The sequence below is a fragment of the Saltatorellus ferox genome (assembly GCA_007751475.1).
Lineage (GTDB): Bacteria > Planctomycetota > UBA1135 > UBA1135.
In genome coordinates this window covers 7,470,760-7,482,590 of sequence record CP036434.1, presented here as the reverse complement: position 1 = coordinate 7,482,590, position 11,831 = coordinate 7,470,760, and the positions used below count along the sequence as shown (strand labels likewise).

Below are 11,831 nucleotides of genomic sequence, written 5' to 3'. Positions count from 1 at the left end.
GCGTCGTGTGACGCAGCGGAAGCCGCGCAACAGCGCCAGTCTACGTCGAAGTCCCGGTGGCCGCGACTGCCTCGATCTCAACAAGGCAACCGTGGTTCAAAGAGCCACACGGAACCACGATCCGCGCGGGTCGATGCTCGCCCATGAAGCGCGCGTACACTTCGTTGACAAGCGGCCAGAACGAGACGTCCGTGACGTAGATCCGAACCTGAACCAGAGACGCTCGATCCGTCCCCGCCGCTTGCAGGAGACGCTCCACGTTCTCGAGTGCCTGAAGCACCTGGGATTCGATCCCCTCGGGGGTCACCTTCGTCTCCGGGTGGATCGGAAGCTGGCCAGACACGTAGAGCGTGCCCGCGTGTTCGACGATGGGCGAGTAGTGCCCGGCGGGCGTTGGAATGGAGGGGTGCTGGGGAATTTGCATACCCACAGTTCAGCGGAGCACGGCCGCCGATGCACCCGTCAAGGCTCGATTCAGTTTGCCGTGCCGCGCAGCGTGATGTCGAACGGGTTGGGGGCATTCGGCGCGTCGTGCGTGAAACGCAGGGTCGCACTCTTCGCGCCAGTTCCCGAGCGGGGATCGAAGCGGAGCCGATAGCGGATCTCGTTGCCAGCCTGCATGAGCGCGTCGCCGAGGCAGCTGTTCTGGATCTCCGTCCTCATCACGTCCGAAACGACGGGATGGAAGTGCAGGTCGATGTTGTCCATGCCGCCGCACGTGTGGCAGTAGCTCATGATGGTGCCCTGGCTGCACTGCGTCGAGCTCTCGCAGCCCGCGTAGCAGTGGTCGAGCGGCGGGCAGTACTCGTGCGTATGGGTCGTGCCGAAGTTGTGGCCGAGTTCGTGCGCGAAGACGACGAAGTCCCAGGTGAAGCTACCGGCGTTCCCCGTCCAGGTCTGCCAGTCGATGAGCCCGTTCAGATTGCCACTGACGCCGTAGCCGTACGTCTGGTGGCAAAGCACATCGACGTAGGCCACGCCACCGCCGAGCGACGCGCCGGAGAGGAAGTGTGCGAGGTCGGCGGTGGCGGGCCAGCCCGAGGTGTTCCAGGCGGTGCGGAATTCGGCGAGCATGTCGCTGGCGGTGCCGGGCCCATCGGGCGTGGTCCAGCCATCGTTGCTGGTCGTGTGGATGCCGAGGTAAGCGATCGAGAGGGTGACCTGGGCGTCCTCGAAGTACTGGTCGCTGATGGCGGCGACGAGGCTCGTCACGTATTCGGTCAGCGCCGCGGACGAGCCGAGCTTCTGGTAGAGCTGGAAGTCCGTTTCGAGGGCGAGGCGGCAGTTGGCGACCACGGTCGAGCTGGTGCCGGGGCTGGAGCCCGTGGGCGGCGTGAAGCCGGAGTCGAGCGCACCGAGGAGCGGCGCGTATCCCATGGAAGCGAGGTCGGTCCGGGGCGCGGTCCCGGGCGCGTAGAGCTGGCCGCCGCAGAGCGCAGGCCGCTCGCTCGCGGGCAGGCCAGCGAGCTCCGACTCGTGGATGATACGACTCGTGGCAGGCATCGAACCTGTCGACGGCGCCTCCGAGGCGATGTGGATCATCGAGTTCTCGCCGAACGGGAGCTGGATGAATCCGCGCGGGCCGACGCCCGTGTTGAAGGCCAGGAACGCCGTGCTGTCCGGGATCTCGACGACGCGGCCGCGCCAGGTCGTCAGGTCCGAGAGGAGCGCTCCGGGGCCGCCCGGGATCGGCTGGCCGTCCACGAAGAGGATGGCGTCGGCAGCGACTGGAAGCGGGATCCGCTCGAGCTCCAGCGTCACCTCACCGAGGTTCCCAGGCAGCGGGAACCCGTGGAAGCGAACGCGGTCGACGGCCGAGAGGTCCACGAGCGCGGCCTCGTCGAGCGTGACCGAGAGGCCGAGGCCGGCGCCCAGCGACGAGTCGGCGCTGCCCGGATGCCCCAGAGCCGCCGCGTCCCTGCGGACGAACGGCGCGCCGAGGTCGGCAAACTCCGACGGAGGCGTCATCCCCGAGGCCGCGTTCATGCCGCTCGGAAGGGAGGCGCCGTCCACCTCGACCTTGAAGTCCGTCTCGTTGGTTCCGGAGAGGAGCGGCTGGCCGAGCGACATGGGCTGGCCACCCGCGTTCGTCACGATGAGAAGGCTGCCCAGGTTCGGACCGGCGCCATCGAGGGCGAAGCCGAGCTGGAGGTCATCTCCGGCGCCGGCGTGCGTCGTTTCCGTGCCGGTCGGCCCGCTGGTCGCGGACATCACGGCGGTGGGAGCTGACTCGTCGTCGGTGATGTTGAGGATGTGCCGCGTCGGCCCCACGCGCTCCAGCTGGTCGAGACCGAGGCCGGTGAGGTGCACGGCGAAGAACTCCATGCCCTCGGAGTCGGTATCGTCGAGGACCTGGAGCGTGATCTGCTGCTGGGCGCCGCTCGGCGTGCCCGCGGCGAACTGGACCGGGGTGGATGGAACGGCCACGTAGTCGGCGCCCGCGGTGGCTGTCCCCGTGCCATCGTCCTGAAGCAGCGTGTTGACGTCGAAGCCGAGCGTGGCGCCCAGGCTGAGGTCGAGCTGAATCGTGAGCGGATAGCTGGAGCTCGATTCATCGGGCGTGACGGTCGAACTCGTCTGGAACGACAGCGAAGCGGTCTGCGAGTCGTTGATGTCGACCGTCGTCTGGGTGATGCCGACCACGCTGGCGTTCGAGGCGCCGCTCAGCCCGAAGCGGATCGTTTCGTTCGCCCCTTCGGCGACCGTGTCGGGCAGCATCGTGAGGCTCACGGTGACGGAGTCACCTGTCACCGAGCCGGCCGGGAAGGTGACGACGAAGGGGTCGAACGCGGCGTAGTCGCTTCCCGCCGTCGCGGTACCGGAGCCGAGGTCGGAGACGGTGACGGTGATCGCCTCGGTGGTCTCGGGAAGCTCCGTGACGAGCCCGACGACGATGGCTCCGCTCGTCTCGCTCGCCGGGAAGCTGCTGGCAGCGAAGCTGACGGCCGACGGAGAGGTTGTGATGTCCACCTCGCCGATGCCGCTGCAGCCCTGGGTCGCCAGCGAGGTCAGCGCGGCCAGCAGCGCGAACCCGCCGCGCCCCTGGGGCTTCCGGGTCCGTGCTGCCTCGTTCTCGATTCTGCCTGACGTCGCCATGGGCTCACTCCAATTCCTGGTCTCGGCCCGCGCACGTGCGCAAGGACCCGATGCCCTGGATCGGGGAACCGCCTGGGGGAGCTGTAGGGGCAGTCAACGACCGCCCGGACTCTCTCATTGCGTGCCACGGAAAAGCCGCCGTGTCGCGTTCTGGCTCACACGGAGGCGGTGGCGCCGCCCACGCGAAATGGGGGCGGGGTGAGGCGCGCTCTACCGCATCTTCGAAATCTTGAGCTTCTCGGCCTTCGCCTGTTTCTGGACGGACTCCTCGCTACGGGTCAGCGAGATGGCGATGGCCTGGAGGCTCATGCCCTTGCCCACGAGCAGGTGGAGCTTGGACGTCTCGCTGGGGGTCCAGGGCTGACGGTGTCGTTCGAATTTCTTGGCCATGATTCGGTGGGGTGGGCTGACTACTCGGCGTCCTTGGCGTCACGCTTCATCTCGCCCAGCCGCAGGCTGAGCTTCGCGATCTCGGCCTGGTGGCCCGGCTGGCCAAAGAGGTTGGTGAGTTCGTCCGGGTCTTCCTGGAGATCGTAGAACTCCCACTCGTCCAGCTGTTCGAAGTAGATCAGCTTGTATCGATCCGTGCGAATGCCGTAGTGCCGCGGGACCGCGTGGGCGCCCGGGAACTCGTAGTAGCGATAGTAGATCGCGTCACGCCACGTTTCGGGCTCGGCGCCCGCGAGGACCGGGCGCAGTGAGTGCCCCTGCATGTCAGCCGGGATCTCGACCCCGGCGGCGTCGAGGAAGGTCGGCGCGTAGTCGAGGTTCTGCACGAGTGCGTTGGCGACGGTCCCCGGCGGCGTCACGCCCGGCCAGCGCACGATGAGCGGCATCTCCAGCGACTCGTCGTACATCCAGCGCTTGTCGAACCAGCCGTGGTCGCCGAGGTAGAAGCCCTGGTCCGACGAGTAGACGACGATCGTGTTCTCCGCTTGACCGCTCTCCTCCAGCCAGTCGAGGAGCGCGCCGACGCTCTCGTCGACGCCGCGGATGCAGCGCAGGTAGTTCTTGATGTAGCGCTGATACTTCCATCGGACGAGGTCTTCGCCCTGGAGGTTCGCTTCGAGGAACGCGGCGTTGCGCGGCTGGAACGCCGCGTCCCAGACCCGACGCTGCTCCGGCGTCATGCGCTCCAGGTTGCGGAATCCGGATGCGTCGAGGGCCCGGCCCCCGGGCGGCGGCTGGCTCTCGTCATCCAGCACGAAGAGGTCGTAGAAGATCTCCATGTGCTCGTCGATGCTCATCTCCGAGTCGTTCGCGCCGCTCGCGTTGTCCTGGTGCTGGTCGAAGAGCGTCGCAGGCACCGGAATGTCCTCGTCGGCCCAGAGGTCCAGATGCCGACCGGCGGGCATCCACGTGCGGTGCGGCGCCTTGTGCTGGCACATCAGGAGCCACGGCCGGTCCGGGTCCGCCTTCTTCTGCTCGTCGAGCCAGTCGAGCGCGAGGTCGGTGACGATGTCCGTGCAGTGACCCTCCACGGTGCGCTTGCCCTCGGCGTTGAGCAGCGTCGGGTTGTAGTACATGCCCTGGCCAGGGAGGATGTCCCAGTGGTCGAAGCCCTGGGGGTCGGAGTTCAGGTGCCACTTGCCGATCATCGCCGTCGTGTAGCCGGCCTTCTGCAGGAGCTTCGGGAAGGTCTGCTGGTCGCCGTCGAAGCGGTCGCCGTTCTGGCGAAATCCGTTGAGATGGCTGTGCTTCGAGGTCAGGACGACGGCGCGGCTCGGGCCGCAGATCGAGTTCGTGCAGTAGGAGCGCTTGAACAGCGTCCCGCCGCGACTGAGCTCGTCGATCCGCGGCGTCGGGTTCACGCCCGCGAGTCGGCCCTGGTACGCGCCGATCGCGTCCGTGGCGTGGTCGTCGCTGAAGATGAAGAGGACGTTGGGCCGCCGCGGTTCGGCCTCCTGCGCCAGCGCAGGCGAGGCCGCTGCGAGGAGGAGAAGGAGGCCAGGCATGCTCGCACGGAGTGGGCGCTCGGCGCACCCTCGCCGGAGGGGATCGGTGAAGAACATCCGGCCAGCGTACTCTTTCCGCGCCCGGGATGAGCGTACCCTGGAGCCCATGAGCGAATCCAAGAGAGCGGCCGGGCGCCGCGCCGCCGAGTTCATCGAGTCGGGCCAGACGGTCGGGCTCGGGACCGGGTCGACCGTGTTCTTCACCCTGGAGCGCCTCGCCGAGCGCATCCGCGACGAGGGCCTCGAGATCCGAGGAGTCCCGACCTCGATCGACACCGAGACGAAGTCCCGCGGCTTCGGTATCCCGCTGGCGACCCTCGATGAGGTGGAGAAGATCGACGTGACGGTGGACGGCGCCGACGAGATCGACGGCGCGTTTCAGATGATCAAGGGGGGCGGAGGCGCGCTCCTGCGCGAGAAGGTCGTCGCGTCGCTTTCGGATCGCGTGGTGATCGTGGTGGGGGCCGACAAGGTCGTCGAGCGCCTTGGAAGCACGTTCGACCTGCCGGTCGAGGTCGTCCCCTTCGCCCGCGCCGTCGTCCACCGGAGAATCGAGGCCATGGGTGGCCAGCCGGCCCTTCGGATGCGCAAGGACGATTCGTCCGCCGCTTACCTGACCGACAACGGCAACGAGATCCTCGACGTGCACCACGCGGATGGGATCGCGGATGCTGCCGCCCTGGAGCGCGCGCTCCACGAAATCCCCGGCGTCGTGGAGAGCGGGCTCTTCATCGGGCTCGCCCACGCCATGGTGGTCGGCGAGGCCGACGGCTCGGCCTCCGTGCACGAACGCGGATAGGAGGCAAGTGTCCCGGCCCGGAACTCCGGGACGGCCTTTTCTTCTGCTGGCCGGAAACGGCTTCCGGGTCGTGCGCTGATTCGAGCCAGGAAGGTCCATTCAGGGACTTGGCACCGACGTTGCTCCTACAGGGTCGATGGAGTCCACGAAGTCCCAACTCGTCCTCCGTTCCATGGATATGGATGGACGGTCGCTCGGCACGGAGCGATCGTCCACGTTCCTGGGCGGTAGGTCCCAGGCAGAATCCGCTTCCAAGGTCCGCGGCGCCCTCGGTGAAGGCGATCGCTTCGCCAGGTTGCTGGAAAGGCGCGCCGTCCGCGATGTCGCGAAGGTCGCCTCCGACGTGGTCGCGCGGGTCCGTGAGGGTCGTACCGATGCGGCGGAGCGGACCTACAACGCCCGGGAAGCCCAGGCCAAGACCTGGAAGCCCCGTGAGGAACGCACCTTCGCACGGGAGGACGCGGGCGCTTCCACCACCGAGGCCCAAGCTCATCAGGCGGACCCGGCGTCGAATCGCAGGGTCCAGCGTGGAGCATCGGAAGGAGCCGCAGGCTCGGCTCCCGCGGCCCGCGCCTCCTCCGCCGGAGACGCGCCCGGCGCGTCCGAAATCGCCGATCCCTCCGCGATCGAGCCCGACCCGAACGATGTCCAGGGTCAGGCCGCGCCCCATTCGATCCTGCTCGCACCGAACGGGCCGATGGGCTCCAGCGCGACGCTCACCGTCGCAGCCGGCGCGTCGGCCACGGCACCAGGCTCAGGCACCGCGTCGGCGGGGGCACCGTCGCCCGTGGTCGCGCTGGGAGGCGGAGCCAAGGCCGCCACCGCGCAGCCCGTCCAGGCGATTCAGCCGAACGAGGCCGCCAGGGCTGCCCGGCGCCCTGAGGGAGTGGCCGCGCCCCGTCCTGGCCTGCCCGCGGAGGAGGCGCGCGCCCTCCTCGATCAGGTCCGCATCCAGATCCTCGACGGCAAGCGCGAGGCTCGCATCCAGCTACGGCCCGTGGAGCTCGGTCGACTCGATCTGCTCATCCGAGTGGACGGCAAAACAGTGACGGCGAAGATCGCGGCCGAGAGCCCCGAGACGCTCGCCGTTCTGGAGGCCCACGCCCCCGAGCTTCGTGCCTGGCTCGCGCGGGACGGGATGGAGGCCGTCGATCTCGAACTCAGCTTGATCGACGCCGGCAGCCTCGACTTCGCGCACGGCGACGATCCGGCGCGTTCCGGTTCCAGCGATCGACTCGGCGACGGGAGCGGCGCAGGCCGTCGCGGTCGCGCCAGGCGCTCGTCCGACTCAGCTTCCGGCATCGACTCGGCGGCCAGCGATCGCGCGGCTCTCTTGTCCTCTTTCAACCGAAGCGTGGCCGAAGGCCGCGTCGACATCCAGGCCTGAGTTCGACTCCGGGCCCACTTTCACCCTCCCAAGGCACACTCCCATGATCGAAGGCATCAGCGTCGGCTCCGCGCAACAAAGCGCCCAGGCGACCCAGGCGGGCAAGCAGCTCGACAAGAACGCGTTCACGAACCTCCTCGTCGCGCAGCTCCAGAACCAGGACCCGATGTCGCCGCAGAGCAACGACGAGCTCGCCGCGCAGCTGGCCCAGTTCTCGTCGCTGGAGCAGATGGAACTCGTCAACCAGAACCTGGTCGGCCTCGCGCGGCTTCAGCAAGGCAACGCGCTCGTCGATCAGATCACGGGGGCGAGCGCACTCGTCGGCCAGAACGTCGCGTACGCCGACGAGACGACCGGGGAGCTGATCTCAGGCGCCGTCGAGTACGCGAAGGTCGCGGACGGACGCGTCTTCCTCGGCATCGGTGGCGTCGATGTTCCGCTGGAGCAGGTCGCTGAAGTCCTCGGTGCCGTCGGCGATGGAGATGGGATCATCGACGCCGAGGACACCGCCGAGAGCGACGCTGACGACCTCGCTTCCGACGGCTGATCGCGCGTCTTCCTCCGTCACGTTTCGTATCACCCTGGCCCACCCACGCCGCAGTCCCCGAGCGCTGTCGCCCCTGACATGTCATCTTCCTTCTATTCCGCCCTTTCGGGCATGCGTACGCACCAGCAGTGGATCGACGTCATCGGTAACAACCTGGCGAACCAGAACACGCCCGGCTACAAGAAGAGTCGCGCCTCTTTCTCGGACAACTTCTCCCAGAACTTCCGCTTCGCGAGCGCGCCCAACGCGGGTCGAGGCGGAATCAACCCGATGCAGGTGGGCTACGGCGTCGGCCTCGCCAGCATCGACAAGACCTTCACCCAGGGATCGCTGACGGACACGGGTCGCGTCTTCGACCTCGCCCTGGAAGGCGGCGGCTTCTTCGCCCTCCAGACCCCCGAGAACCGCACGTATTCGCGCGTCGGCACGTTCGGTCTGGATGCGACCCAGAACCTGGTGGATCAGGCGTCGGGTGCGAAGGTGCTCGACCCGAACGGCGTCCCGATCAACCTCGACGTGACCTCGCTCTTCCCGCCGCAGATCACGACCGAGGTGATCGTCAAGGGCAACCTGCCGGCCGTTGTGTCAGGTCCGCTGGCCGAATCTCTCTCCGCGAACAGCGCCTACTTCGTGGGCACGCCGGCGGAGAAGCGGAGCACGAGCGCGGCGCCCAGCTACAACGTCGCGGCGGTCGGCGGCGTGCCCGGCGACATCGTCTCGATGGAGGTGATCGCCAACGGCGGCGTTCCCCAGCAGGTCGTCGTGCCGAGCGATCCCGTCACGGGAGCCATCCCGGCCGCCTCGATCGCCGCTGCGATCAACGCCCTCCAGGACATCACGAGCTACGTGGATGGGGCCAGCGGTGAGATCGTCGTGGAAACGGACCGCAAGGGCGGCAGCTTCTCGATCGACCTGAATCCACCGCTCGGCGTCGGCGATCTGACGCAGCTCGTCGGCTTCTCCACGACCCTGGCCAGCGGTTCCGAGACCCCGATCCCCAGCGATCTTTCCACGGCTGAGCTGAACGGCCTCACGGGCAACCTCACGGAGTACGTGGACGGGGATCAGATCCAGGTCGTGGGCGAAGACACCGACGGAATGCCGATCAGCGCGACGTTCACGTTCGGCGCAGGAAACGACGGAACGACGATGGCCGACTTCGTGGGCTTCCTCAACAGCTACTACACCGACGCGGAGGTCATGGTCGACGGCTCTGGCCGACTGTCCGTGACGGCGGCGACGGCCGGCGAGGCGGACCTCTTGCTCAGCATCACGGACGACCCCGCGAACACCGGCGGAACGGACTGGAACGGCTACGCCATGTCGGTGGCGACCGACGGCACCGGGCCGGACACCGTCACGACCTCGACCGAGGTCTACGACGCGGCGGGCGTTGCGCATACGGTCACGCTGAACTACGAGCGCCAGGCGGACCTGACCTGGAACCTCTACGCCCAGATCCCGGACGGGACCGGCACGATCGCGGAGGGGGGGGTCGATGATCCGATCACTGGAATCGCCTTCGCACCCGACGGATCGCCTACCGGCCTCGGGTCCGTCGACAACCGCCTGCGCATGCAGTTCACGGGCCAGCCCATCCAAGAAGTCTCCGTCGACCTCGGTCTCGATGGCAACGTCGAGGGCGTGACGCAGTTCGGAAGCGCAGGCACCGCCTACGTCTTCGACCAGAACGGCTACGGTGACGGCGAACTCGCCAACATCTTCGTCTCGACCGACGGCCAGATCGATGGCTTCTACTCGAACGGTCAGACACGCGAACTCGGTCAGCTCGCCGTGGTGACGTTCCAGAACGACGAGGGCCTCCGCGCAGCGGGCAACAACATGTTCGAGGAGACGCCGAACTCGGGCGAGGCCCGATTCGGGGAGGGCGACATACGGAAGGCGGGCGCCGTCATCTCGGGCTCGCTGGAGAACTCGAACGTGGATACGGCGGAGCAGTTCGTGCGCCTGATCGAAGCCCAGCGCGGATACCAGGCGAACGCGCGGGTCGTGTCTGCCCAGGACGAAGTGCTGAGCGAGACGGTCAACCTCGTCTGATCCTGAAGGGGACGCTTTCCCCGCGAACAAGACGACATGGTGACCAGGGGTCTCGACGGGCGCGTCGAGACTCCTGGCCAGCTCCGCGCTCCCATTACGCGCGTGGGCTACCTTGCAGCTGCGAGTCGCGGCGGAATGGCCGAGGGCCCGCGGCGAGTCGGGCCAGGGGGAGGTTCCGGTAGATGCCCATTGGATCAGGATCGCCGAGCCAATGCGCCCCTGCAGGTGGTGGGGCCGTCCCGTCCGAAGTCATTCGAACGTCACGCCGACAGCGTCGCTGAACGTGCTGGTTTGTCCGCCGCCGAGCCGCTGGTCCCGGTGCCAGTACTGGAAGTACCAGGTATCGCCCGGCGTGACCACCACGGGGCCCGTCGGCTGCGGAAGCGCCGTGAGGTTGACCTGCATGTCGATGGTGCCTTGCGGGCTCGCCACTTGAACCTGTTGGGAGAATCGGCCGACCCGGGGGCCAGCAATGCATAGATCTCCCATGCTGCCACCCGCGAGTGGCACGAAACCCGTGGTGTCCGAGACGAGCAGGTAGCCGTTGACGAGCTGGCGCATCCCCATGGCACGAACATGGAAATCCGCATCCACCACACGACGGCTGCCGTAGGAGGTGAGGCGCGTCGGGCGTTGTTCGGAGTTGTCGCGTCCGAAACAGATGCGGGTGCCGAGCTCACCACAGGTGTCGACGTGGCCGTCGCCGTTCTCGTCGAGCTGCCAGCCCAGTGCAAGGGCGCAGTCGTCGTCGAAGCCGTCTCCGTCACAGTCGGTGAGAGGCGCGCCTTCCAGGAACCATGACTTGTAGCCCTCGTGGATGGACTGGTACCCCGTCGTGAGCACATGTCCTCCGTCCGCCACGAAGAACTCCCCGACCTTCCCCGAGCCGCCCTGGATCGCGAAGCCCTCGAACGAGCGATAGGGAGAACGCTGGAAGGGCGCGTTCTCGAACGGCTGATGGAAGAAGTAGAGCTCGTGTCCGAGTCGCGCGCCCACGTAGACCCGCGCGCCATCGAGGGCCACGTGCTTGCCGAAGTCGTCGAAGGCGAGGATCGAACCTGACTGGAGTCGCTGGAACTCGGACCAGAGCCCCGCCGCAGGGTCGCGCTCGAAGACGAAGGCGGCGCCCCGCGTCGGAGGACCGTCGAAAGCGTTGAGCCGCGGCCAGCTAGCCACGGCGAGACGGTCCCCATCGACCGAGAGGCTTCGACCGAACAGGGCGTGTGCCGTCGAGCCCGTCAGGCGCTGGACGCCGAGCCACTCGCCGGTTTGGGCGTTCTCCTCGAAGACGATGACCGCGCCGACCGGCAGGAAATCATGACCGGTTCCGTTGATGGTCGTGACCAGAATCTGGTGACCGGCAATCTTCACCTCGTGACCGAATCCCGTCGCCGTCGACGGAGTCCTCGGTTCGATGATCGCCGACTCGTGCCACGTTCCGTCGGTGCCGCGGCGGAAGACGCTGACGCTGCCGCGTTCGTCCCAGTAGGTGGCGCCGTTGCCCACCGCGAGCAGGTCGCCTTCGAGGTCGAGGGCCTCGCCGAAGCCGCCGAGTTCGAACCCATTGGACGGGAAGAGCGTCTGCCCTTCGATCCAGTTCGTTCCATCGTAGTCCCATACGGTGACCGACCCGGTGCGCAACGCATTCGGTCCCACGTCACCGACCGACGAAACGACGACGGTGTCGCCATCGATGTCGACGGCTCGACCCGTCGTGTCCAGGGAGGCTTGATCGGCCCTGTGCAGCGCCGACTCATAGTTCCATTGCCCGGTGATGGGCTCGTATCGGTAGAAGAAGGCGGCGCCCTGGACGCACAGCTGACTCGTGCAGGTTCGGTCGTCGATCAGGACGGCGCGACCACCGTCGATGGCCACACGACCCCCGAAACCCCCCGGGAACCCGGGCGGCTTGGCGATCGGGGTCGGGCATTGCTGGGGCAGGGTGAGTGCGAGAGCTGTCAGAATCGAGAACATGGGAAACCTCGGGAA

At 67.4% G+C, this 11,831-nt stretch carries 9 protein-coding genes; 4 read left to right on the top strand and 5 right to left on the bottom strand.

Annotated elements, in window-relative coordinates:
• Positions 1–40 precede the first annotated feature (40 nt).
• The 4 genes from Poly30_RS27150 to Poly30_RS27135 form a co-directional block, all read right to left on the bottom strand.
• Positions 41–424 (bottom strand): RidA family protein, encoded by a 384-nt coding sequence (locus Poly30_RS27150; RefSeq protein ID WP_145205385.1) that lies wholly within the window; start codon positions 422–424, stop codon positions 41–43.
• Positions 425–474: 50 nt separating this feature from the next.
• The gene (locus Poly30_RS27145; RefSeq protein WP_145205382.1) at positions 475–3,096 is read right to left on the bottom strand and encodes a M12 family metallo-peptidase; all 2,622 of its coding nucleotides are present in this window, start codon (positions 3,094–3,096) and stop codon (positions 475–477) included.
• Positions 3,097–3,306: 210 nt separating this feature from the next.
• Positions 3,307–3,486, bottom strand: a complete 180-nt coding sequence (locus Poly30_RS27140) for a hypothetical protein (RefSeq protein ID WP_145205379.1) — start codon at positions 3,484–3,486, stop codon at positions 3,307–3,309.
• Between the two features lie 20 nt (positions 3,487–3,506).
• Positions 3,507–5,051 carry a sulfatase family protein gene (locus tag Poly30_RS27135; protein ID WP_145205376.1) on the bottom strand — a complete coding sequence of 515 codons (1,545 nt, stop codon included), beginning with the start codon at positions 5,049–5,051 and terminating at the stop codon, positions 3,507–3,509.
• A 106-nt stretch (positions 5,052–5,157) separates the two neighbouring features.
• On the opposite strand from Poly30_RS27135, the gene rpiA reads away from it, so the two are divergent.
• The 4 genes from rpiA (at position 5,158) to Poly30_RS27115 (ending at position 9,842) form a co-directional block, all read left to right on the top strand.
• Entirely contained in the window at positions 5,158–5,850 is a 693-nt protein-coding gene (gene rpiA, locus Poly30_RS27130) for a ribose-5-phosphate isomerase RpiA (RefSeq protein ID WP_145205373.1), read from the top strand.
• Between the two features lie 136 nt (positions 5,851–5,986).
• Positions 5,987–7,237, top strand: coding sequence for a flagellar hook-length control protein FliK (locus Poly30_RS27125; protein WP_145205370.1), 1,251 nt, complete (start codon positions 5,987–5,989; stop codon positions 7,235–7,237).
• A 43-nt stretch (positions 7,238–7,280) separates the two neighbouring features.
• Complete coding sequence (locus Poly30_RS27120; protein ID WP_145205366.1) at positions 7,281–7,784, top strand: flagellar hook assembly protein FlgD; 504 nt, start codon at positions 7,281–7,283, stop codon at positions 7,782–7,784.
• A gap of 78 nt (positions 7,785–7,862) precedes the next feature.
• Complete coding sequence (locus tag Poly30_RS27115) at positions 7,863–9,842, top strand: flagellar hook-basal body complex protein (RefSeq protein WP_145205363.1); 1,980 nt, start codon at positions 7,863–7,865, stop codon at positions 9,840–9,842.
• A 249-nt stretch (positions 9,843–10,091) separates the two neighbouring features.
• Here the strand turns inward: Poly30_RS27115 and Poly30_RS27110 are convergent, their stop codons facing one another.
• Positions 10,092–11,816 carry a hypothetical protein gene (locus Poly30_RS27110; RefSeq protein WP_145205360.1) on the bottom strand — a complete coding sequence of 575 codons (1,725 nt, stop codon included), beginning with the start codon at positions 11,814–11,816 and terminating at the stop codon, positions 10,092–10,094.
• Positions 11,817–11,831 lie beyond the last annotated feature (15 nt).

What these genes read in the sequence shown, in the direction of transcription:
- rpiA (WP_145205373.1), top strand. Translation starts at nt 5,158, where the DNA reads ATGAGCGAATCCAAGAGAGCGGCCGGGCGCCGCGCCGCCGAGTTCATC.
- Poly30_RS27145 (WP_145205382.1), bottom strand. Translation starts at nt 3,096, where the DNA reads ATGGCGACGTCAGGCAGAATCGAGAACGAGGCAGCACGGACCCGGAAG.
- Poly30_RS27120 (WP_145205366.1), top strand. Translation starts at nt 7,281, where the DNA reads ATGATCGAAGGCATCAGCGTCGGCTCCGCGCAACAAAGCGCCCAGGCG.
- Poly30_RS27115 (WP_145205363.1), top strand. Translation starts at nt 7,863, where the DNA reads ATGTCATCTTCCTTCTATTCCGCCCTTTCGGGCATGCGTACGCACCAG.
- Poly30_RS27140 (WP_145205379.1), bottom strand. Translation starts at nt 3,486, where the DNA reads ATGGCCAAGAAATTCGAACGACACCGTCAGCCCTGGACCCCCAGCGAG.
- Poly30_RS27125 (WP_145205370.1), top strand. Translation starts at nt 5,987, where the DNA reads ATGGAGTCCACGAAGTCCCAACTCGTCCTCCGTTCCATGGATATGGAT.
- Poly30_RS27135 (WP_145205376.1), bottom strand. Translation starts at nt 5,051, where the DNA reads ATGCCTGGCCTCCTTCTCCTCCTCGCAGCGGCCTCGCCTGCGCTGGCG.
- Poly30_RS27150 (WP_145205385.1), bottom strand. Translation starts at nt 424, where the DNA reads ATGCAAATTCCCCAGCACCCCTCCATTCCAACGCCCGCCGGGCACTAC.
- Poly30_RS27110 (WP_145205360.1), bottom strand. Translation starts at nt 11,816, where the DNA reads ATGTTCTCGATTCTGACAGCTCTCGCACTCACCCTGCCCCAGCAATGC.